Annotated in this window: 18 protein-coding genes and 1 pseudogene; 8 read left to right on the top strand and 11 right to left on the bottom strand. The window is 40.8% G+C overall.

Features of this window, described 5'->3' with window-relative positions; translation table 11 throughout:
* The coding region (locus G1O98_RS25705) for a COR domain-containing protein (protein ID WP_175586865.1) at positions 1–2,604 on the bottom strand (2,604 nt) is incomplete at its 3' end.
* Positions 2,605–2,698: 94 nt separating this feature from the next.
* On the opposite strand from G1O98_RS25705, the gene G1O98_RS25700 reads away from it, so the two are divergent.
* Complete coding sequence (locus G1O98_RS25700; protein ID WP_163933754.1) at positions 2,699–2,905, top strand: hypothetical protein; 207 nt, start codon at positions 2,699–2,701, stop codon at positions 2,903–2,905.
* 329 nt (positions 2,906–3,234) lie between these two features.
* Here G1O98_RS25700 and G1O98_RS25695 read toward each other — a convergent pair.
* Positions 3,235–3,390 (bottom strand): annotated as a pseudogene (locus G1O98_RS25695) (Uma2 family endonuclease); the annotation flags it as partial.
* Positions 3,391–3,545: 155 nt separating this feature from the next.
* On the opposite strand from G1O98_RS25695, the gene G1O98_RS25690 reads away from it, so the two are divergent.
* Positions 3,546–5,390 (top strand): tetratricopeptide repeat protein, encoded by a 1,845-nt coding sequence (locus G1O98_RS25690; RefSeq protein ID WP_163933751.1) that lies wholly within the window; start codon positions 3,546–3,548, stop codon positions 5,388–5,390.
* Between the two features lie 852 nt (positions 5,391–6,242).
* Here the strand turns inward: G1O98_RS25690 and G1O98_RS25685 are convergent.
* From G1O98_RS25685 to G1O98_RS25675, 3 genes are all read right to left on the bottom strand, one after another.
* On the bottom strand, positions 6,243–6,404 hold the full coding sequence (locus G1O98_RS25685) for a BsuBI/PstI family type II restriction endonuclease (protein ID WP_243458536.1): 162 nt from the start codon (positions 6,402–6,404) through the stop codon (positions 6,243–6,245).
* Entirely contained in the window at positions 6,404–6,625 is a 222-nt protein-coding gene (locus G1O98_RS25680; protein ID WP_163933748.1) for a hypothetical protein, read from the bottom strand. The genes G1O98_RS25685 and G1O98_RS25680 overlap by 1 nt, the downstream gene beginning before the upstream one ends.
* Positions 6,626–6,777: 152 nt before the next feature.
* On the bottom strand, positions 6,778–8,130 hold the full coding sequence (locus G1O98_RS25675; RefSeq protein WP_163933745.1) for an N-acetylmuramoyl-L-alanine amidase: 1,353 nt from the start codon (positions 8,128–8,130) through the stop codon (positions 6,778–6,780).
* Between the two features lie 141 nt (positions 8,131–8,271).
* On the opposite strand from G1O98_RS25675, the gene dnaG reads away from it, so the two are divergent.
* Complete coding sequence (gene dnaG / locus G1O98_RS25670) at positions 8,272–10,215, top strand: DNA primase (protein WP_163933741.1); 1,944 nt, start codon at positions 8,272–8,274, stop codon at positions 10,213–10,215.
* Positions 10,216–10,251: 36 nt separating this feature from the next.
* On the opposite strand, the gene G1O98_RS25665 is transcribed toward dnaG, so the two are convergent.
* The gene (locus G1O98_RS25665) at positions 10,252–11,625 is read right to left on the bottom strand and encodes an AAA-like domain-containing protein (protein WP_163933738.1); all 1,374 of its coding nucleotides are present in this window, start codon (positions 11,623–11,625) and stop codon (positions 10,252–10,254) included.
* Positions 11,626–12,112: 487 nt separating this feature from the next.
* Here G1O98_RS25665 and G1O98_RS25660 point away from each other — a divergent pair, with 487 nt between their 5' ends.
* Positions 12,113–13,642 (top strand): PAS domain-containing sensor histidine kinase, encoded by a 1,530-nt coding sequence (locus tag G1O98_RS25660; RefSeq protein ID WP_163933735.1) that lies wholly within the window; start codon positions 12,113–12,115, stop codon positions 13,640–13,642.
* Between the two features lie 145 nt (positions 13,643–13,787).
* On the opposite strand, the gene G1O98_RS25655 is transcribed toward G1O98_RS25660, so the two are convergent.
* Together G1O98_RS25655 and G1O98_RS25650 are read right to left on the bottom strand one after the other, a co-directional pair.
* A complete protein-coding gene (locus G1O98_RS25655) occupies positions 13,788–15,413 on the bottom strand; it encodes a PRC-barrel domain-containing protein (protein WP_163933731.1) in 1,626 nt (541 codons plus the stop codon).
* A 22-nt stretch (positions 15,414–15,435) separates the two neighbouring features.
* The gene (locus G1O98_RS25650) at positions 15,436–15,630 is read right to left on the bottom strand and encodes a hypothetical protein (protein ID WP_163933727.1); all 195 of its coding nucleotides are present in this window, start codon (positions 15,628–15,630) and stop codon (positions 15,436–15,438) included.
* A 665-nt stretch (positions 15,631–16,295) separates the two neighbouring features.
* Here G1O98_RS25650 and G1O98_RS25645 point away from each other — a divergent pair.
* From G1O98_RS25645 to G1O98_RS25630, 3 genes are all read left to right on the top strand, one after another.
* On the top strand, positions 16,296–16,889 hold the full coding sequence (locus G1O98_RS25645; RefSeq protein WP_163933724.1) for a cytochrome b/b6 domain-containing protein: 594 nt from the start codon (positions 16,296–16,298) through the stop codon (positions 16,887–16,889).
* A gap of 231 nt (positions 16,890–17,120) precedes the next feature.
* On the top strand, positions 17,121–18,554 hold the full coding sequence (locus tag G1O98_RS25635; RefSeq protein WP_163933760.1) for a bifunctional orotidine-5'-phosphate decarboxylase/orotate phosphoribosyltransferase: 1,434 nt from the start codon (positions 17,121–17,123) through the stop codon (positions 18,552–18,554).
* Between the two features lie 109 nt (positions 18,555–18,663).
* On the top strand, positions 18,664–19,758 hold the full coding sequence (locus tag G1O98_RS25630; protein ID WP_163933721.1) for an AI-2E family transporter: 1,095 nt from the start codon (positions 18,664–18,666) through the stop codon (positions 19,756–19,758).
* Between the two features lie 63 nt (positions 19,759–19,821).
* On the opposite strand, the gene G1O98_RS39315 is transcribed toward G1O98_RS25630, so the two are convergent.
* From G1O98_RS39315 to G1O98_RS25615, 3 genes are all read right to left on the bottom strand, one after another.
* Positions 19,822–20,112, bottom strand: coding sequence for a hypothetical protein (locus G1O98_RS39315; RefSeq protein ID WP_163933718.1), 291 nt, complete (start codon positions 20,110–20,112; stop codon positions 19,822–19,824).
* Positions 20,113–20,197: 85 nt separating this feature from the next.
* Positions 20,198–20,488, bottom strand: coding sequence for a hypothetical protein (locus G1O98_RS25620; protein WP_163933715.1), 291 nt, complete (start codon positions 20,486–20,488; stop codon positions 20,198–20,200).
* A gap of 230 nt (positions 20,489–20,718) precedes the next feature.
* Positions 20,719–23,172, bottom strand: coding sequence for an ATP-dependent Clp protease ATP-binding subunit (locus G1O98_RS25615; protein ID WP_163933757.1), 2,454 nt, complete (start codon positions 23,170–23,172; stop codon positions 20,719–20,721).
* A gap of 343 nt (positions 23,173–23,515) precedes the next feature.
* Between G1O98_RS25615 and G1O98_RS25610 the strand changes: the two genes are divergently transcribed.
* A complete protein-coding gene (locus tag G1O98_RS25610; protein ID WP_012409942.1) occupies positions 23,516–23,812 on the top strand; it encodes a DUF3288 family protein in 297 nt (98 codons plus the stop codon).
* The last annotated feature ends 29 nt before the right edge of the window (positions 23,813–23,841 follow it).

The following is a 23,841-nucleotide window of genomic DNA, read 5'->3' as shown; positions in this document are numbered from 1 at the left end:
TTCTAATTCACTTCTTACTGATAACCATCCCTCAGGTAGAAGCTTACGACCAATATGTTCTAAGTTAGATAACATACTTTGTATCTTCTTGCTTAAAAATTCAATTCGGTCATCATTTGATGCTAAATTTACACTACAACACTCTATTGTAAGTTCAGAATATCGCTTACGGTAAGTTTGTAAATCAAAATTGGTAATAGAATTATAGTTTTTTTCATTTAGTACAACTAAAACAGGGCTATTTCCCCCAAGTAATTTAATAATATTTAACCAATAATCAAATTCCGTACGTTGTTCGCGATCATCCGCTACTAGTATATATAACGAATCAGTAGTTAGAAAAAATTGGTGTAGCGCATATTGAATTTCCTGTCCTCCAAAATCCCAGATGTTAGCTCTGAAACTAATAGATTGATCTTTAAAGTATTTAAAATTATAACCAAAGTCTACTATAATACCTAGAGTTGATTTTTCATCATTAGGTACTTGATAAGTAGGGTTAATTAACTTTTTCATTAAAGATGTTTTTCCAGCACCTGGTTCACCTACGATTAAAATTTTAGCTTCATATAAAGATACAAGCTTTTGTGTTTTTTCTTGTTCTAAGTAATTAATAAAAGTATTGATACTTTGACTTTCTATTACTAAACCTTCAGAGACAAAACTCTTAATTTGCTCATTGTCTTTATTAGGATCTGATAAAGCATTTTCTAAAAACTTTATATCTAAAAAAGTATCAAGCAATTCAAGTATACTTACTAACTGATAGCTTTTTTGGCATTGAATGCGTTCTTGTTTATCGGCTAAAAATGTTCGTAATACTTCAAAAAGGTAAAAGTGTGGCTCTTGGCTGTTTTTGCAAGTGGCACAATTACAGGGGATTAACTTCTTGTATTTCAGTCGCTGGTACGAGTCATGAATTTTATCAAGTTCATGTGTAACTATGATCATCAAATCTCTTTTGTGAAGACCTGAGACTCGAATCTTAATCTCCCGCTTACCGTAATATTCAATCACCTCTGCGTTGGTTTGGTTTTTGCTTATAAAGATGCCGCTTTTCCAGACATATTTTTGTTTATTAATCAACTCATACATGACGACAATAAAGTGGGTGATGATGCCTTTGGGCATGAACTCGTAAGTGTAACGCAGTATCAGGTTGTTGCTTTCATCCCAGTTATAAGAGGGTTGATTAGCAGATAGCAGTTGTGGGGCAATATACTTTCCTTGGCTTCTAGGAATTTCGTAGCACAGCTTGAAGTTGATCATCAGGCGCAAGAGTTCATCATGCTTCGTGGCGTATTCATCTTCACACCAGATGTTTGCCAAGTCAGACCGTGTGAAACTGCCCAGGTTACGAATCACCTTTTCATTATCTAGCACCTTGTAGACTGCATCAGTTCCCCACTTGGGTTTGAGGATGACAGTCTTGTTCAAAAGTGGGTCTTCCTGGAAATGCAAGCATACTCCTAAATCGTGCAGATAGCTGCTCAACTGCAACTTGTCATTTCTTTCAGTGAACCCATGTTGTTGGCAAATATTCAGGTATTCATCTAAGCCGATGTAATTGCGTGTGTCACTCTCCAAAGCTTCCCGGACTCTAACCCAGGTTTTTGGGAGGGGACTGCCAATATGGGGCAGACTTTTAACGTAATGCTTGATTTGTTCTAAAACTTGTTCTAAACCCCTGTTGGTAGCAAGGTTTGTTGGTAAAGTCTCCTTCAAATTAGTAAACTGCCCCCGTAACTCACGCTCATTGATTTCTCGGTGGCGGTTTTGCTTTTCATTTTTGATGATTAGCAGAGGACTGTTATCACTCAACATTTCCACCACATTCAGCCAATAATAAAAATCTGTGTCTTCCTTGCGGGTATCTGCTACTAAAACGTAGAGAGAACGCTTAGTAAGGAAAAACTGGTGAGTAGCATGGTAAATCTCTTGTCCACCAAAATCCCAGATGTTGACTCGAAACTCTCGCCCATTGTCCATTGGGAAACCCCACTGGATAACCTCAATTGCCTTCGTAGAGTCTTCCTCTCGAAGTTGATAATTTTGGTCTTCAATTTTCTTTGCCAGTGTTGTCTTCCCTGCTCCTCCTTCGCCAACAATTAGTAACTTTGCCTCGTATAGATAATCTGTGCCTTCTACTTGCAGTTGTCGAAAATAATCCTTAATTGCCTCAATACCTTGTTCAACAATTTCTGGCGGCGGTTTTTCGATGGGGTTGCGGCTTAAATACAGGGTGGTGAGTTGTTGGAGACTGGCGATCGCTTCTGGCAGTGTCGTTAATTTGTTGCCCCTTAAATCCAGGGTGGTGAGTTGTTGCAGGTGGGCGATTGCTTCTGGCAATGTCCTTAATTGGTTGCCGCTTAAATCCAGGGAAGTGAGTTGTGGCAGGCGGGTGATCTCTTCTGGTAACGTCGTTAATAGGTTGTAGCTTAAATTCAAAACCTCCAACCATTCCAGTTCAAACACCTCAGCAGGAATGTCTGTTAATTTTTCCTTGTTATCAGTATTCCAATGATTGCTTAAATCTAATTCTTTAAGCTGTTTCTCTTTCGCTTCTCGGATTTTTTCAAGGTAACGTTGAGACGTGTTTGCCATACTGAATGTTTACCTGTCAACAAAAGTTATATATAATGCCCCTGATTCGCTGGACAATCTCACAACCACTAATATTTTGCACTAATCCTAACAAATGCCACAGGTTAGAAAATTTATAGCTGATAGCGAAAGTCATCTTAAGAGGACTAAATTATTTCCAGATTTAGGTTTTAGTTCAGTTGAGTCGCTTTGGCTATTGGTTCCTAGAACTTTGAGTTTCAGGCGATCGCAGTTACTAATTAAGAATGCTGCAAGATATCAAAGCAATCTACTATCCTGTGTAAGACTACGCGATCGCTAATAATTTTTACTGAATCTAAAAAGAATTTATCATGACCAATGGCTTAGATTGGCTTGTAAACGAGTCTTCGACACTTGTGAATGAGCCTTCGATACTCGCGGACGAGTCTTTGATACTCGTGAATGAGTCTTCGATACTCGTGAACGAGTCTTTAATACTCGCGGACGAGTCTTTGACACTCGTGAATGAGTCTTTAATACTCGTGAATGAGTCTTTAATACTCGTGGACGAGTCTTTAATACTCGTGGACGAGTCTTTGATACTCGTGGACGAGTCTTTGATACTCGTGGACGAGTCTTTGATGGTTCTTTTACTTCTTTAGCCGTTTGTTACAGGGCTTCTCCAGCCCGAAAAATCTGTTCAGCAGTTAAATTTAACTCTGGGAAGGCTGGCGATTGAATGCGATCACTTCCCCTAAATTGCTTAACCTGATACTCACCTTGAATTAATTGGTAAATCGAGATAGTTGGTTGTTTAGGATTACCATCATTGCCAGGGTTACACGTTAAGTTGACACGTATGAGCAATGCTATGTCCTTACGAAAGATATGGTTTTTAACCTTAATCCATATTTGGTATTTCTTGTCAATGCATAAGTCCTATAGAATTAGAATTGACGTGACGTTTCTTAGTAGCTAAAGTGTCAGATTCTCTGCCATTGCGCGATCGCTATATTGCCTTAATCGATGAAATTGTTGAAACCACCCTCAAGGGCAAAATTAGCTCTGTTGATATGGTGTACCAAATGCTGCTTAAAGGCATTACTTCCGGTACAGGGGAAGTATTTGAGTTAGCTTTGAGCGATCGCCTGAATGCTCTCCAAAGCCAAGTAGATAGTGAAAAAGACGAACTCAAGAAAGCCAAAGCTACTCGCAGTTTGAGAGCCATTAAGACGATTCAAAGTCAATGGCAACGTTGGCAAGAGCAAAACAAAGCCACAGAAGCGATCGCTTCAGCAGTTACAGAAATTACCACAGCCCCCTCTGACGAGCGACTGGCAACATTTTTACGGATTACTGACCCAAATCAGAAGTATCCGCTAAATTTGCCACAGCTACAGCAATTATCAAAAGGATTACAGCAATTTGCCCAGGCAGATGCTGATTTAGAACAATTTTCCGAAGGTATTACTCGTGGTTTAGCTTCTTGGCAACGATTGCAAGACAACTTACTCAGTTGGATGTACGAGCAAAAAGAAGCTTTAGGATTTGGTGGCGTACCGGGAGAACGTGGCCCTTGGGCAAGTTGGGCTAAACAACTCAATAGTGAGTTACCCAAAGCACTGCTTCGCACCTTAGCGATGGAAGAATCAGCAATTGAGTTTGCCCAGCGACAACGGGGAATCACCCTCAGAGATTGGGTGGAAATGGAATTAATTTTACAGTTCTTGCAACGGGGGCTAATTAACTGGTTTGACCAACAAGCTTACGATGTTAAAGCCGGGCCAAAGTTGTCCATTTCCACTTTTTTGACCTTTGCAGTGATTTGGAGTCAATTAGCAAGTGGTTTTGGGAGCATTGGGACAGTATACGCCGATGCGTGTTCTCAAATCATGCTCCAAATTTTGCGAACCTTTGCCCAGCGTCCATATTTTCCCTTTTACGGCGGGATATTTGCCTCTTTTACTGGCACTTATTTGCGAGATGCCCTCGATTATTTGGATGAACCATTGCGGCGAGGTGAGGGAACCCAAGAAAAGGCGCGGATTTTGACCCTTTTAGGTTATTCTCAGCGTGCTTTGGGGCAATACCAGCGCTCAATTGATTTTCATCAGCAGGCGTTAGAGATAGCTAGAAATGCAGGCGATCGCGCCTGTGAAATAGCCAATCTCAACCACCTCAGCCGCACCTACGTGCAACAGCAAAATTATGCTGAAGCAATTAACTACAGCCAACGAGCATTAATCCTGAGTCGGCAAGCAGGCGATAGAACAGGAGAAGCCAACGCGCTAGTAAACTTAGGTTACAGCGAAGTCATGCAGGCTCAAGAACTGGAGAATCTAGAACCTGAAACATACCAAGCTGCAATTAACTATTTAGAACAAGGTTTAAAATTATCAGAAAAATTAGGCGATATTCAAAGTAAAGCTTTATGTGTCAGTAGCTTAGGAATCGCTTATCTAGTAATTGGAGAACACCAAACTGCAATTAAATATTTGGAGGATGGCTTTAAAACAGCCCAAGTTTCCGGCGATTTATATCTCCAAGGGCGGAACTTAGCTTATTTGGCAGAAGCTTATTATCATCTCCAAAATTCTGAAAAAACCGTTTACACAGGCTGTTTGGGAATGTATCTTTTGGAGCAAATTGCTTCTAATGAGTGGCGGCAAGCAGCAGGTTTACTAACAATTTTGCAGGGTCAAATTGGGGCAGAAGCTTTCCAAAAGTTCTTGCAGCAACATCGCCCTAAAATAATTGCGGTTATCGGTGTAGATGGGTATGATTACATTCCAAAATTATTAGAGATATACAAGCAAGATATGTAACTTCTAAAATCTCTGCTTTCTACTCGCACCTCTGCGGTTTAAAAGTAATTTATTGAACCACAGAGGCAAGGCAGCGCGGTCTTCTCTACGAGACGCTGCGCGATGGGGGAAACCCCCATGAGCGACTGCCGCGCAGAGAACACAGAGAAAATAGGAATTATTTTCCAAAAGCGCTAGTAGTGGCGTGGCAAGGCTAAAATGTTGCAAAAAAATTGTAGGTTGGGTTGAGGCTTTGCGTAACCCAACATTCTTATAAATGTTGGGTTGCGCTCTGCTCCACCCAACCTACGTCTACTATTATTTCTAAGATACAAGGTTGGGTTGAGGAATGAAACCCAACATTTTTGGGGCTTTGTTGGGTTGCGCTTTGCTTAACTGAACTGTATTAATATATTGCCAAGTTGTGATCGTCAATAGAATTAGAGGAAAACTATAATAAATAGGGACACAGTTTAAAATTTATTTTTTAATTTTTAATTGTTAAGTTTGTCTTGTCTATTTATCAGTCAACTTATCAAGATTAAAGGGATATCAGCAATAGCAGGGTTTGCCTTAATTTGTATCCCCAAGTTCATCTCATCTATTTCGGACATTTGCATATCAATCACAGCTATATCATAAGGAACTCTCTACGTTAAAAAATGACTTTTACATAACCCAAGCATATTGCCTCACAAAGGAGGGTTAGAGGATCTTCCCAAGCAAAATATCACTAATACCAAGCAGATTGCTGTAAGTAAGTTGGCACAATAAAATCAAACTATGTAATATTCATGAACTAGCCTAAAACCCTTTTAGGTATTGCTTATTGCCTTATTCCAACGACAATTATTTACGCCAACTTACTTAGATTCAAAAAGTTTGCTTCTTTTCTATTTGGTAAGCCTGTAATAGATATTCGCCATTGAAATGAATCAGGTGAGTTGAATCTTCAGCAACCCAAACATCTGTTTCCCAAGCAATCTCAGCCAGATATGCCACCATTGCCTTACGACTGAGAAATGTTGTTACCATTACCAGAGGGATTTCGACACTTCTGAATCTGCTACTGAGGCGGGAGTGAGAAACTGACCCATCGATGCTTTTTTGTCTTGCCTTAGCTTTAAACTTGCTACAATCCGATGAAGATCCACTTCTGCAAGTAAGTTTCCACTTGATAGTTCTGCAAGGCTGGTAAAGCTCAAACTACTGTTATGACTTGCTAATAACGCTTTACTACTAGATGGGACAATCACGGTCTATCTTCTTAATTGCTATCAAGTTTATATAATTCTAAATCCTTTGTAAAATCTTATTTTTCTACACTTTGCGTCCTTTGCGGCTTGCCGCAAAGGGCATAAAGGGAAAGAGGATTCAAGTAATTAGTGTAAGTTTATTTAATCAACACTCAAAGAAGTCCTGCTGATTCATATAATCGTTTAAGCATTGCTGAAATCCTTGCACCATAATCTAAATCTGCTGACCATCGCCCTGATAGCTGATCGATTAATGTCGCAATTCCACGTGTAACAAAGCGAAACCTTGGATCTACTACTTCTTGTACCAAAGGTTCTAAACTGGCGTAAGCTTTTAAATGTTGGACGTGTGCCCTCACTCCAATTCTGGCACTTGGAAAAGATGCAGCCTCTGAACCACCACCGATCGCACCTAAACCTGCAAAGTTATTTTGCTCAGGTTTAATATCACCGCCAAAGCGTAAAAATCCAGTTTCTACACACATTTGGCAAAAGGCAATATCATAGTTTACTCCCTCTATCCCTGCTTCTTCTCGATAAAGTTTGGGAATATCAGGAAACTTTGCCAAAGCATTTTCGTTATTGTTTCTGAGGAATAATTGCAACTGTATTTCTGAAGTATTACCATTTGACATCACTCGTTCCAATTGACCAGGGCAAACGATCAAATTGGAGCGTAAACTGACAGTCCGAGTTGCAGCATCCCAATTAACCGCAACATTAAAATCTCGGAGTTCTATTGCTTTAATATAAACTATTTTTCGATAGGTAATTCGATTAACATTAGCTGCTTTTGAAAGATCAATTCGCAGACGATCTACTAAATCAATGGGGATGTAAGCATTGCCATTAACTAATACTCCTTGTTCTGAGTAATTTTGTCCATTAATATTAATATTAATTGGTGGATAATTTGCTTCGGCGGGAGTGCCAGGAGTAGGATTGATCGCACGACTCCAAGTTACTAATCCATCAGCAATTCCTAAAGCAAAATCGCGGCGACGAGTTTGCAGCAAAGCCCGATCCTCTGGATTGCTAAGAAAGCCCACTTGCATTGCCAAAGCTGGAAGCGTTGTCTGGCGACAGAATGCTAAACTACCTAATCCACTATCTGTATCTGGCTTGACTCCCCGATTCGGTAATTGAGGAACGCGGCGCAATAAACCCACTAGCAACTGTTCTCCATTGCTTTTACGATCGCTATTATTCGCAATATAAAAGACGCTAGCCCCACGCACAGAAGGGCTGCTAGCTGCATCAGATTTAATCTCTAAGGCAACATCACCCCGGCGGCTGCGAGAATTGATCCAGGTGATGGTTTGGGCGGCACTCAAGTCATCGGGAACTGCCAAAATTTCCAAATTTCGCGCCCTCAGTTCGGTGACAATCAAATCCCGCAGCAGAATCATCTCTTTAGCTTCAGTTGTACCACCTGCGATCGCACCTAAATCGATCCCTCCAGCTTCTCTGCCTCCATGAGCGGCTGATATAAAAATACGTCCCATTTTCAGTATTTCCTCTGATAAAATTAAATGTAAGCAATTGTATAGATCATTCTTGGTCTAGCAACAAGAATATAATAGCTATCAGTTGGTAAACCCACCGCAGTGTTAACTACCAACTCATGACTTAACAAATAGACTAGAATGCAAATCCCCCGCTTGCACCCAGATACAATTGAGGAAGTTAAACTACGGGCCGATATTGTAGATGTCGTCTCAGAATACGTAGTTTTACGCAAACGTGGAAAGGATTTTGTCGGTTTGTGCCCCTTCCATGACGAGAAATCTCCTAGTTTTACCGTCAGCCAGACTAAGCAAATGTACTATTGCTTTGGCTGTCAAGCTGGAGGAAATGCCATCAAGTTTGTCATGGAGTTGGGAAAGCGCTCTTTTGCCGATGTGGTGCTAGATTTAGCACGGCGTTACCAAGTACCTGTACAAACTCTCGAACCCGAACAACGCCAAGAATTGCAGCGTCAGCTATCTTTGCGTGAGCAGTTGTATGAAGTTCTAGCAACGTCCGCCCAATTTTATCAACACGCCCTGAGACAATCCCAAGGGCAAAAGGCGCTTCAATATTTGCAATCTAACCGCCAACTCAAAGAAGAAACTATACAGCAATTTGGTTTAGGTTATGCCCCCGCAGGTTGGGAAACTCTTTATCGTTATCTAGTGGAAGATAAACATTACCCAGCGCAGATCCTAGAAAAAGCGGGATTGATTAAGCCGCGCAAAGAAGGAGGCGGTTATTATGATGTATTTCGCGATCGCTTGATGATTCCCATCCGCGATGTTCAAGGGCGCGTCATTGCCTTTGGTGGCAGAACCCTCACGGATGAACAACCGAAATATCTGAATTCACCAGAAACGGAACTTTTTAGTAAAGGTAAAACATTATTTGCCCTCGATCAAGCCAAGGGTGGGATTTCTCAACTCGATCAAGCGGTGGTGGTAGAGGGATATTTTGATGCGATCGCTCTTCACGCTGCTGGGATTAATAACGCCGTTGCTTCCCTCGGTACAGCCTTAAGCTTAGAACAAGTCCGGTTAATTCTACGCTATACCGAATCGAAGCAATTAGTACTCAACTTTGATGCTGATAAAGCCGGAACCAATGCCGCCGAACGTGCGATCGGTGAAATTGCCGAATTAGCATACAAAGGCGAAGTTCAGCTAAAAATTCTGAATTTAGCCGATGGTAAAGATGCTGATGAATATTTGCATAGCCACACTCCAGAAGATTATGGAGAACTGCTAAAAAATGCGCCACTTTGGTTAGATTGGCAGATTCAGCAAATTATTCAAAACCGAGACTTGAAGCAGGCTACTGATTTTCAGCAAGCAACTCAGCAATTAGTCAAATTACTTAAAAATATCGCTAACAGCGATACACGAAATTATTACGTTTCCTACTGTGCAGAAATACTCAGTTTGGGAGATACCAGACTTATACCTCTGCGAGTCGAAAATCTGTTAACTCAAATTGCTCCGGCTGCGGCTGCATACACTAAGCCTGTATCAGCGAAGCAAGCATGGGGAAGTAGTAAAGTTTCTCAATCCCCACTTCCTACAGAACGCAGTCTTTTAGAACACGCAGAAGCCTTATTGCTGCGAATTTACTTGCATTGTCCTGAACAACGTCAAGCGATTATTACCGAACTAGAGGAGCGAGATTTGCAATTTAGCCTTTCCCACCACCGATTTTTATGGCAACAGATTTTAGAAATCTCATCCGGTGATGGAGAGACGAGAAATTTTGCGTCTCAACCAGATTTAATTTCCCGCTTGCAAGATCATTTTTTAGAATTTAGCAGCGAGATGGGGTTAATTGCCCATTTATTTCATGTGAATGAAAAAAACCAAAAAGAAATACTTCGGACTCCGCAAGTAGTTCAAGCTGCGATCGCTTGCATGGACCTGGTGATGCTGGAAAAACGCTATCGCCACTTTTTGGAACTATGGCAACAAACCGATCCAGAAGCTGAACCAGAGCGTTATCAATCTTATTATCAAGCTTTCTACACCGAAAAAATCAAGCTTCAGAAGATAGACCGACAACGGCTATTTTCCATCACAGAGTTGCTGTAGCTTTGCACTCCTGAAGTTACTCTCGCAGAAATAACGCTAGCCATGCTTAAACTCACAGTTAAAACAGCCGTTATTGAAATGTTCGCTTGTCTTCAAATATTGTCGGAAATATAAACGGTATAATTCACAGGCAGGAGTACTGCGATCGCCTTCTAAATTAATGAGCCCCATACTTTGTAATTTATATGCCAATACTGGCTCTAATTTCACATAATTTGTAGCGTTAATTACTTGATAAAAAGCATCTTGCAATGCTGATTCATCTCGTAGCGCTAACACATATTGCTTTAAATACTCGTGATAAATTCCTGCTTCTGTGGGTGCTTCTTGCAATAGCTTTTCTAAATCCCGTTCTAGTCCCCCTTTACCCACCAGGTGATAAAAAGCTAATCGCACTAAATAAGGATATCCTCCCACCAGTGCCATCAAACTCTCGACTCTACCATTTGTCCAATCCAAGCCGTGACGTAGTGCTAAATCCTGCACTTGCTCTTTTGTAAAGGGAGGTAAATTAATTGGCAAACCAATATTAAATGGTGATTGAGTTAGTTTTATAGGAACAAGAATTTCCGTTGAATAAACGAGAATTAGGCGCAGTTTTTGCCAAATTTCTAACCCTTTGGCTCGTTCATACCACGATCGCACTAACGGTAACAATTCTCCAGCAATTTCCTGATATTCAAATACCCAATCCACCTCATTCAATACCAGCACAAGGGGAGTTTCCAGCGCAGATAGTAAATAATATTGAAAATAGATAGAGCAACTTACTTTGCTACCCATATCTTCATCCCAATAATCATTAAGTTTTGGTTCTAACTGTAACTCTCGGCTGACATTAGCACAGAACCAGCGCAAAAATTTATCCAAACTAGTAAATATTACTTTATCTGCTTGCTGAAAATCTAACGTCACGGTGCGAAAGCCTTGATTGTTAGCGCGTGCAAGCAACTGTAAAATCAGAGAGCTTTTCCCCATCTTCTTGGGTGCTTGGATGCAGATGAGACAGCCAGGTTTAGCTATTTCTGCGTAGGCAATTTCCTCAATTGGCGGGCGAGGGATGTAGAATCTGGAATTAAGGGATACTGGGCCACTAGGAAATTCTAAAGATATAGCCGTAGCTACTTTGTTAAATTCCTTAATTAATTGCTGATGTGCTTTGCTAAGACGGTGATTTTCTACAGTCTGGCGGAAGTTAGATTTATTTATCGGTTCTTTACAAAAATCACTCATTACTTGCCATAAATGAGCAGCGATTTTCCTGACACGTTCCTCGCCGTAGTGAGCTTCACAGGCAATATTAGTGTAAGTTTTCCCTTCCCATGAAGAACGCAATATAATCTCTTGGAGCGTTGTTAAACCTGTTGCTTGACTGGCTTTTAGTAGCAATACTACTTCATCTATAGTCATTACTCATCGGCTCCAATTCAGCATGAATTTTATCACACCATTATGTTTTGGAAATCAATGTAGCCTACCTTGTATGAATGGCAGCCAGCCCTTTCCTAAAAAAGCTACAAACAAGGCTTGACAATATTTTTGTATCCTGAAACATTTGACGTGACTCAATCATAGAATTTTTTTTACAAAATTTTTCGAGTTTTTAAGTGATTATATTTTATTTGAACTACTTTTTTTAGACATATCTTAGAATGTAGATGCACACAATGTAGCTATTTTTTCTAAAAAATGGCCGCGGCGATCGCAACAGAAGTTACATTCGTCCGTTTACCTTTTTCGAAATTCCATCCAAATTGATGATATAGGCTGATATATTTCTAACCGAAGTTACAGCCTAATCAACCAAGTAGACGATTTATCCATAAATGGATCGTCAGGGTGCTAAGACAGCGTAGAGAGAGAGCTACAGGATATCTTCCTCACCGTACCAGCAGCTATGCATATCGAAGAACCCGCTACCCATAAACCGGAAGCTCCACTTTCAGTACAAGATTCGCAGAGTTTCCCAGAATCAAAAGACTTATCTCCAGAAAATTTAGATCCTTGTCAATGCTCACAAGCAGCCTTACAAATGGCATTAATCGCCAGTGGCTTGGGGTTGTGGGATTGGAATCTCATAACCAATAAAACCTATTACGATCCCCAGTGGAAGGGCATTTTGGGGTATGGATTAGACGAAATCGCTCATGAGCATAAATCCTTTGAACGACTTGTACATCCACAAGATTTACCGAGAATTCGCCAGGTGTTGCATGATTATCTCCAAGGATGCACGCCTGTGTTTGAAGTTGAATTGCAAATGTTAACTAAATCCGGCGAATGGAAATGGATTTTGGCTTGTGGCAAAGTATTTCAGTGGGATGAATCCGGCAAACCAGTGCGAATGGCGGGGACACACAAGGATATTAGTCAGGATAAAGCGATCGCTACTCAACAATACCAACTACTTGAACAACTCCAAAGAGAAATTGCCCAACACCAATCTACCGAAAACCAAGTTAAAGAAAAATCACAGCAGCTAGAAACTACCCTCAAAGAACTCAAATATACCCAAAGGCAGTTATTACAGAACCAGAAAATGGCTAACCTCGGTCAACTGGTGGCGGATATGGCTAACGAAATTAACAACCCTGTTAGCTTCATCTACGGCAATCTCCATCCTGCGAGTCAATACGCTGAAGATTTAATCAGAATCATTGAACTTTACCAACATTACTATCCCAAACCTACCCCAGTCATAGCCTTACATCTGCAATGCCTCGACCTTAGTTTCGTGAAGACAGACTTTTTAAAATTACTGTGGTCAATGCGAGCCGGCTCAGAGCGCGTTAAAGAAATTGTTTTCGCCTTGCGGAATTTCTCAACCTCTGACGAAGGCCAAATGAAAAAGGTTGACTTGCACGAAGGACTTGATAGTGTTCTGAGAATTTTACAGCATCGGCTGAAAGAAAAGCCTGATAGAGCCGGGATTGAAGTAATTAAAGACTTTGGTGAATTACCCTTAATCGAGTGTTACTCAGGTGATTTAAATCAGGTATTCATGAACATCTTAACTAATGCCATTGATGCTTTAGAAGAAAGGATGAAATATGATTATTCATTTACTCCCAAAATCTTTATTCATACAGAAATTGTTAGAAGTCATTTGTCATTAGTCAATAGTAATGATATTTGGTCAAATAACAAACAAATAGGAAAAAAACACAAAGTTATAATTCGCATTTCTGACAATGGTCAAGGCATACTTCCCCATATCCAAAGACAGATGTTTGAACCATTTTTTACCACCAAGCCAGTAGGTAAAGGTAAGGGACTGGGACTATCAATTAGTCGAGAAATTATCGTTGAAAAACATCAAGGTAAAATTAAGTGTAATTCTAAATTGGGTCAAGGTACAGAATTGATAATTGAAATGAATACAACAGCAAAACACTATGCTGCTATTAGAAAACACGCTAGCTTTTAGGTAATAATAAATTCATGAATAGGAGCGTTGCCAACACGCTCAATACGATTCGGTTAAGGTTTTTTGATGAAAATTCTAGATCACAAAGACGCGATAAATCGCGTCTCTTGTCTTAACCGAACCGTATTGCAACAGAATTGGTTGCTCATTTTATCCCATTACCATAATGCGCCAAGGCTGCCATTCCATATTCTGAAGCACGTAACTCCTTATCAGAGATTTCTGGCTCCTTGGTATAGACCGAACTCAGTAAGATATTCAGAACTCCACTTTCTTCAGCTTGACTAACAGCGCGATGTGTAATCAATTCACCTACATTCAGAATCACGTTGTCTTCTGGGTCAAGAATGACACGGGTAACTGGACGACCCAGAGCTTGTTCAATCCGTTGCTTCTTCATTGCCCGTGTGCCGCGTCCTTGTAAGTTTTCTGCCTTCGCTTTCAAGGCTTGCCAAAAAGTGTTGAGATTCTCTTGAGCAATACTTGCCCCGTCGCGTAGTTGAACTTTGTTTTCTAACCATCTGTCACTTGCGGTAGAACCGACTGCGGTTGCCAGAGTCAGACCCACAGCGTTCAGCAATTCTGCTTCTTTACCGTAAGTCTGGGCCCGATCCAGAAGGGATTCCGTCACAATTTGCCCAGATGCCGCAATAATTAAGCCATCGTTGGTACGCACTGTTTGTACGACTCTACGCCCTCTTACCTGCTGGATCGCCACATGTCCTACCAGCGAATCAACCGAGTGACGCAGATTAGCGGCGCTACTGTGAGTTAGGCTCCCAATTCGATTGCTAGTAGATTCTGTTGCTGCTTGCAAATTGCGGCTGATATTGACAGTCAGGCTACCACCCGTAGCTCGATAAAGTTCATCCAGAATGTTCATGCGATCAGCCGCTTCTGCATCGACTAGCGTCACTTCCTGCCCCTGTAGTAGCAGTACATTGCCGTCTGGAGTCAGCACATTCCGCTCAACATGCTTGCCAATCACATATACCTTTTGCTCGGCAGGATCAACCAAATTGTTTGTTAGGGAAGCAGTTGCATCTCGATTGAGGTCTTGCAGTTTGCTGCTAGTAGCATCAGTTGCAGCTTGTAATTGTTCGCCTGCATTCTGGCTCGCTTCCTGTAGCCCACGGTTCACACTCTCTACCGAGCTTTGCAGCTGCTGATTCACGGTTTGAGCTGCTGTTTGCAGTCTGCTATTGGTAGTCTCAGCCGATTCCTGTAATCTATCTCCAGTTGCCTGAACAACTCCTCGGATACCACCCACCTGTTCTTCCATCATTTGAGAGGTTTCTGGAGGTACAAAGGCAACATCATAACCAATTTTCAGGGCTTCACGAGCAGGAACGAACGATCGCCCCGAGTAAGCATCTGCAAATACACCGCCAGAAACTTCGTATCCTTCCATCAGTCCACTATGCTCATCGAAGAACAAATCGACCAATCCACCGAGGTCAAGTCCCTCAGTAGTCAGAATTCTCTTTTTTCTCAGCACAATATTTTGGTGCAGAATCTCTTTAATTGCAGGGACACGATGTGCCTTAACAACAGATTTTTTCGAGTTAACTACGATCGCATCCAACCCAATCGCTTGCACTTCTTCCCAAGGAATCACTTTTGCGTCTCTAAACAGTCCCTTTTCTGCAACTAAAAAACCCAAAAGTTGATTGTGTTTCTGATCAAAAATTAAGTCTACAATTCGTACAATTTTCTTACCTGTGTCGTAGGCAACGACCACTTTATCGATAACATCACTACCTTTACGCATTTATCTATCCTTCGGATTCTTATTAATTTGGTTGTTCAATTACTTGTTCATTGGTTGCCTGACCTTTTATTTGAAAATATCGTCCTTCTCGGCCAAAACCGGGAACGATATCAATCATGCCAAAGTATTCGAGAAGTACCCCAAATATGGCGATCAGGATAATTAAAATGGTGATATTAGCTCCAGTATTAGAGCGCTGTCCTACGAGTCTAGGCATTTTTTTTATCTTATTTATTGTTGTTTTTATCGCTAAAATTATTGTAAGTCTCACACAAGAGTATTTATATCATTAAATGTAGATCATATGTTTATTTCTCGGCATATACATTACTTCAGCTATTCTTTCAAAAGAAAGAATAGCTGAAGATATACTTCCAAAGGCAGATTTTTATCTATTTATTCTCAAAAATTTGGATCTGTTGTTTTTATAAATAAGTATTTTACTTCTAGCATCAATACATCGAATTAATTAAAAATTTAAATTTTTAGTACAAACTATACAACTTCTACGCTATTCAAACGTTCGCTTAAATATGATTTCAAGCAGCAGGCTGTACTTGTAACATAAGCTGACTATGTTTGGGTGCGATTTATTTAGCTGCTTCTGTGATCTGCTTTAATTGATGACACGCCCCAGTATTTTTTTTTCGGAACAACACTAGTCACGCCTAGACTGACATTTAAAACAGTAACGAACATCTTTGCCAAAATACTGAATCATAAAATGAGAAAATAAGGGTAAGCAATACCACCCCCAACTTTGCAGGGCTATTTACTCAAGACAGACGCTTATGCTTGGTTAATTCTTCCTGTGCCCAATTCCCAGTGCCCCATGCCCAATTTTTAGGACAGATAAACAGCAAATTTTATCAGTCAAAATCTATGACTTTGACCCCCTCTCAAACTCGAAAGCGACCGACTCAAGCGATCGCAGCCAAAATTTTCCACTGGTGTAACATCATTAGCCTATTTATCATGCTCACCAGTGGACTACAAATTTATAACGCCAACCCTGTTTTTGGTGGACGTGCAGGTTTGCACATTCCTCCGATATTTACGTTAGGAGGTTGGCTTGCAGGAGGTAGACACTGGCATTTTGCTGCAATGTGGCTATTCTCGCTCAATCTCTTGTGGTATGGAATTTACGTTTTAATTACCCGGCGCTGGCGACATCGGTTTGTCGGTGCAAATGACTTCAAAGCATTACAAAAAAGTCATAATTCTAAGCGCCTAATTTATGCTTGGCATCGGATTGCGTATACAGCAATTATTCCGATCTTGCTGCTGGCGTTATTTACAGGAATAGGAATGTATAAACCTGCTCAATTTCCCTGGATTGTGGATTTGTTTGGCAATTGGCAAGCATTGCGAATTGTTCACTTTGCCTCAGTACCGATGGTTATCTTATTTGCAGTGATTCACTATCAATTAGGGCAAAAAGCTGGTGGTACTGAATTAACAGAATCAATGTTTTAGTTTGTCATTTGTCCTTTGTCATTGGTCATTAGTAAAGGTTTTAAGCCTATTTACGTTTCGCAACATACTTTTGTTTTTTCGCGCCAACTTACTAAAAAAACTATGGTCATGCAGATAGAGAGACACAGGTAATAATAATAACCAATGACTAATGACCAATGGCTAATGACCAATGACAAATGACTAATGACTAATGACCAATGACTAATGACCAATGACTCTTTAAAAAAAATGAACTTTTTTGATAAATTGAATCGTAGTATCTTGCAAAATCAAAGCTTACTATTTGTAGGACTTGATCCAAATCCAGAGATGATGCCTGTGCATTATGAATCTGAAGAACTCATCGCTGGTTTGGAAAAGTGGTTACAATTCATTATTGCGGAAACTGCTGATTACGTTTGTGCTTATAAACCGACACTTGGCTTCTACGAAGCGTTAGGTATTCCCGGTTTAGAACTGCTATACAAAACTTTAGCAGCGATTCCAGCGCATATCCCAGTAATTTTAGATGCCAAACACGGTGACTTAAATACTAGTACCATTTTTGCCCAAACTGTGTTTACAGAATGGCAGGTGGATGCAATCACTCTTAGTCCCTATACAGGACAAGATCATGTAGCCCCTTTTTTGGTCTATCCTGAGAAAGCGGTATTTATCTTATGTTGTACTTCTAATCCAGGTGCAGAAGCTTTACAGCAATATCCGACAAACGAGTCACCCCTTTATTTACAGGTAGTAAAAGAATCAAAAACCTGGGGAACTCCAGAACAATTGGGTTTGGAAGTGGGAACTACAAATGCTGAAGTTTTAGCCCTGATTCGAGCGATCGCGCCTGAACGGATTATTATGGCGCGTAGCATCTGGGCGAAGGGTGGAAACCTCAGACAAATTTTAGAAGCAGGGTTGAATGCTAACGGTGATGGTTTGCTGATTCCTGTTCCTCAAGATATGTTGGGAAACACACAATTATCTGAGGAAGTCGAGTCTTTACGTGCAGAAATTAATCAACTAAAAACTGAAATTATTCACGAAAATTCTACATGTTCTGTGTGGTTTCCTGATGTTTGTTTCCTAAATCAGCACCCCTACCAGGATTTGATTTTACAACTTTATGACATTGACTGTATTATGTTTGGCAGCTTTGTCCAAGCATCAGGAGCAATATTTCCTTATTACATCGACTTACGCAAAATTATTTCTAATCCTCAAGTTTTTAATCAAGTTCTCACTGCTTATGAGGATATTTTGAAGAATCTCAATTTTGATAGGTTAGCAGGTATTCCCTATGGTTCTTTGCCTACCGCGACTGGTTTAGCTTTGCGCCTTCATTGTCCAATGATTTTTCCCCGTAAAGAGGTAAAGGCCCACGGAACGCGCAGAGTTATTGAGGGTCACTTTCATCCTGGTGAAACAGTTGTGATAGTTGACGATATTCTCATCAGTGGCAAAAGTGTTATGGAAGGCGCAGGAAAGTTAGAATCAGCAGGATTAAATGTTAATGATATTGTGGTACTTATCGATCATGAACAAGGTGTGAAAGATAGGTTACAGCAAAATGGTTATCGCAGCCATGCAGTTTTAACTATTTCAGAAATTACTAATACTCTCTATCAAGCAGGGCGAATAAATGAGGAGCAATTTTTAGCTTTTGCTGAAAGTTAGGAATCAAATAACCTAAAATCGTAAATGGTGAAAGCTTCGTTGTGGTCTAACATATTTAATTCCCAGGTTTAATTTAGTAACTAGAATAATTTTGTTTTTTAAATTAATTATGAATTTTCCACTCAATCAACTACTTAGATGGTTAATTTTTACGCTGTTATTTCCTCTAGTGTTTCTCAATGGTTGGCTAGCATTTTTGCTTGTTAAAAATTTTCAACCTGTCGTAACAATTCTTGTCTTAGCTACTTTGCTTGCATTCGTTTTAAACTATCCTGTTGCCATTCTCCAAAAGCAAGGAGTGAAACGTGGTTATGCAGTATCATTAGTTTTTATATCAGCATTGATAATTATCGTTGCTCTTGGTATCACTTTGGTTCCCATTGTGTTAGAGCAATTTAATGAGATGGTGAAAGTTCTTCCTCAATGGATTGATTCTAGCGAAGAAAAACTTCAAATTTTAAATGATTGGTTCTTTAAGCACAAATTAAATGTGAATTTAAGTCAGTTATTAACACAAGTAACTGACCAATTACCTAATGAGTTAGAGTTCGTTACAGATAAACTTTTAAGCATTATTGTAGATGCGATTGATAGTGTTTCTGATGCATTAATCATAGTAGTGATAACTTTTTACCTCTTGTTAGATGGCCCAAGAATTTGGGAGGGGATATTTAAGAAGTTACCAGGTAATTTTGCCCAACAAGTAAGCCAGTCTATTCAGCAAAACTTTCAAAATTACTTGATTGGGCAAGGAACTTTGGCTTTGCTGATGGGAGTTTCAGAAACATTAATGTTTTTAGCTTTTCAAGTCCAGTTTGCTTTACTCTTTGGTTTAGGAGTCGGGCTTTTGAGCTTAATTCCCTTTGGCGATGTCGTCAGCGTGGTTGTAATAACTTTCATAATAGCTACACATGACTTTTGGCTAGCAGTGAAGATTTTTGCGGTAGCTTTTGTCATTGACCAGTTAATCGATCAGGCGATCGCACCACGGCTTTTAGGCAGATTTACTGGGCTTAGACCAATATGGGTGTTAATTTCTTTACTTGTAGGAACCAATGTCGGTGGAGTCTTAGGTTTGCTAATTGCGGTGCCTGTAGCTGGTTTTATCAAAGATGCAGCAGATGGTTTTTCTAAATCTGGTGATTCTGAGAATGTAGTTAAGAATGAATTAGCATCAGAATTGTTGCCAGATGAATCAGTATAGAAATGAGTTATTTATAAAAATAAGATGCCATATTACCGCTAACACTAAGTTGCAACACTGTCATTAAGGATGAAGTGTAATAGTCAGGATAGTTATAACTCCTTGTTCAGATCCGTAATACCAAAAAACTCGAAAAGCAGCAGATATTTTGTTTTCTACATAGGCTTCAAAAATTTCTTCTCCATTGGGCCCTGATAAAGATTCATATTTGTGAGTATTCAAACTAGGGTGTCGTAGGTTTGTTTCCATTAAACCCAGCGTTTTTAAAACTTTTTGGTACTTCTTAGAGTCAGTTTGTTGTAGTTTAGCTAGTGCTGTACTAGCCTCGCTTGAAAATATTATCTTAAAATTCACTATTGCTCAGTTTGGTAGATTAAACCTTGTGACAAGGATTATGTTTTGAAATCAGTGTTCAGGGCTAGTGTTCTGGTGACATCCTCTATTCATCAATTTCTAGATCCGCATACTGGGAAAACGAACCTAAGTCGTGAAGTTCACCAGAACTTGCCTGTTTTATACCAACTTCTAATGAGCTACGAGCTACAGAATTTTGCCATATCCAAAGTTCTCTTTGTGGAATGTTTACAATTGGATCTAGCAGAATTTGTCCTAACTCATTAATCAGCACTCGATAGCTCTTTGCTTTGGCAACAGTACCCAAGGTTAATCGTCCTTTACCATCAGTTTTGACACTATCTTTAACTATTTGGAAGTCCTGATTTTCAATCATATTGCTGCTATGCTGCTATATCCTAAACTCATTATAAACATCTGTGGGTAAGTGGGTATTGCCCACTGACAAGCAAATTGCATAAAAAAAGCCCCCAGTATATCTACTAGGGGTGAGAAATAATACCATTTCACTTTATGTTTGTCGGAGATGACCCTGCGATCGCCTCTACTTAGATGAGAGGCTAATTATTTCTCAAATATTACAGCAAAAAGCGATCGGGTATAAAATTAGCCAACATTTGCCAAGAGCAATTCTCGTTTTTCTAATTTTTGTACTCTCACCTGAGAGTCATCATCAACATCGATAAGTGCTGTGTCTCCATCTGTAATTTGACCAGACAGCATTGCTTCAGCGAGAGAATCTTCTAAAAGGCGCATAATTGCCCGGCGTAATGGTCTAGCACCATAACTGGGGTTATAGCCTTCTTGTACTACAAGTTCTTTGAAGCGATCGCTAACTTCAAGAATAATTCCCTTTTCTGTCAAGCGTTTAGAAACTTCACGAAGCATAATTTCAGCAATTTGCTTCACTTCATCCCTAGAAAGCTGGGTGAAGACGATAATTTCATCAAGACGGTTCAGGAACTCAGGACGGAAGTAGGCTTTCAATTCCTCATTTACCAAGTTACGGATGCGGTTATAACTAGCGTCGGCTTGAGTGTCGAAGTCAAAGCCTAAACCACTACCACCTTTTTCAATTACCTTGGAACCGATGTTGGAAGTCAAAATGATCAGCGTGTTCTTGAAGTCCACTTTCCGACCTTTGGCATCGGTCAGATGACCGTCATCCAAGATTTGCAGCAGCATATTGAATACATCGGGGTGTGCTTTTTCGATTTCGTCGAATAGCAACACTGTGTAAGGTTTCCGCCGCACGGCTTCTGTAAGTTGTCCCCCTTCGTCGTATCCGACATAACCAGGAGGCGAACCAATTAGCTTGGCGACGGTGTGGCTTTCCATGTATTCGGACATATCTAGCCGAATCATTGAGTCTTCCGCACCGAAGAAGTAGGAAGCTAATGCCTTGGCCAATTCTGTTTTACCGACTCCGGTAGGTCCAGAGAAGATAAAGCTAGCAATGGGACGATTGGGATTTTTCAAGCCGACACGGGCGCGACGGATACCGCGAGATACAGCCGAGACTGCTTGTTCTTGCCCGATGAGGCGTTGATGCAGAGTATCTTCTAAGTGCAGAAGCAACTCTGACTCAGATTCAGTCAGTTTGTTGACTGGTACGCCAGTCCAAGAGGCAACGATTTGAGCGATATCTTCTTCGTCAACGACGGTGCAGTTGACAGGTTGCTCGTTTGGTGTAAATGTTGCTTGCAGTTGTTCTGCGAGTTTTAACTCTTGGTCGCGTAGGGTTACAGCTTTGTCAAAATCTTGGACTCTGACTGCTGCTTCTTTTTCTTTGGTAACGCCAGCGAGTTCACGCTTAAGTTCTTTATTGGGAGAACTTTGGGAGTTCCGCAGACGGACGCGAGAACCAGCTTCATCAATTAAGTCTATTGCCTTATCTGGCAAGAAGCGATCGCTAATATAGCGGTCTGATAATTCTGCGGCTGCGACAAGTGCTGAATCCAAAATTGTGACTTTGTGGTGCTGTTCATAAGCACCGCGCAAGCCGTAAAGAATTTGTACGGTTTCTTCTACCGATGGTTCACCAACCATAATTGGTTGGAAACGACGCTCTAGTGCTGCATCGCGCTCGATGTGCTTTCGATACTCATCAAGGGTTGTTGCGCCGATGCACTGGAGTTCACCCCTTGCTAAGGCAGGCTTGAGGATGTTGGCTGCATCCAAACCACCTTCTGTACCACCAGCGCCAACCAAGGTGTGAATTTCGTCAATTACCAGAATGATGTTGCCGACAGTGCGAACTTCTTCCACAACTTTTTTGATACGTTCTTCAAAATCGCCACGGAAGCGAGTTCCAGCTACCAACGACCCCATATCGAGGCTGATAACTTGCTTGTCTTGTAAGGTTTCGGGAACATCTTGGTTGATAATTCGTTGAGCTAGACCTTCTGCGATCGCAGTTTTACCAACTCCTGGTTCTCCAATCAACACGGGATTATTCTTAGTGCGACGACCGAGAATTTGGATTGCCCGCTCAATTTCCTTCTCACGACCAACTACAGGGTCGAGTCTGCCTTCTTGCGCTAATTTGGTCAAATTTCTGCCATATTCTTCCATCGTTAGCGGTTGGGTGCGCTTTTGACTACCACTACCAGCGAAAGCAGGTGCATTTTCACCCAAACGGCGAACTATGGCACTACGGACACTCTTGAAGTCAACTCCTAGATTTTGCAGGACTTTGGCGGCGACACCTTCACCAGCCTCAGTTAATCCTAAGAGTAAGTGTTCTGTGTTGATGTAATTCTGTCCTAGACTATGAGCTTCTTTAAAAGATTGCTCGAAGAGGCTTTTCACCTTGGGAGTGAAAGGAATTTCTGGTGGTACAAAGCCAGAACCCCTACCAATAATTTTTTCTACCTCACGACGTGCGTCTTTGAGGGTAACGCCTAATTCGGCCAGCACTTTAGCAGCAACCCCAGTTCCTTCTCCCATCAAACCCAGGAGAATTTGTTCAGTTCCTACGAAATTGTGTCCCAGGCGACGTGCTTCTTCCTGAGCTAGCATAATTACTCTAATGGCTTCGGAAGTGAAGTGTTCAAACATAATGGGTTCTTGCTCCCTCGCTGCTTGGACTTTGGGTGAGATAAAATTCACCCTCATCTAAAGTTTTTTGTATTTTCTTAAGGACTAATGTAACTTTATTTAAAGTTAAGTGGCAGTGGTGAGAGCCGTAAGACATCAGGTGTACTAGCCGTCTAAGAGAATTTAAGAGTTGGGAGTTAGAGGTTAGGAGTAAGTAAGGAGTTCTCAATTTTACAATTAGTTTTCCCGTGGAGAAGATGATTTTTTTTGCCTTTTCTGCTCCTCTGCTCTCGGCTAAACTTAGAACTCAGGACTCAGAACGGGCTAAACCCTAACTATCCGCTAACAACACTCAGGACTGACGATGACTGAACCAACGGTTGGTAAAGACCAACAACACCCTCTTTATAATCGCGATCGCCCCCTTATTGATATCTTACTCGCTCAAGAGGCGACAGACTATAACTTAGCAGAATTAGCCAGGCTGCGAATGCGTTATCAAGGCTTTCCAGGCGCAAGAGACATCCAAAAAGACCTAGATAAAGTCTTACAGCAGTGGGGTTTAACCGAAATTGAGCTTTTTGAGAAAACTCGCAAAATTCACGATTTGGGTGGTATTTACAAAAGTCGTGGTAAAAAAGACGAACAGGATTGGAATTAGGGAATGGGGAATGGGGAATGGGGAATGGG

The organism is Nostoc sp. UIC 10630 (assembly GCF_010747425.1).
Lineage (GTDB): Bacteria > Cyanobacteriota > Cyanobacteriia > Cyanobacteriales > Nostocaceae > Nostoc.
This window is presented reverse-complemented; position numbering and strand designations above follow the sequence as displayed.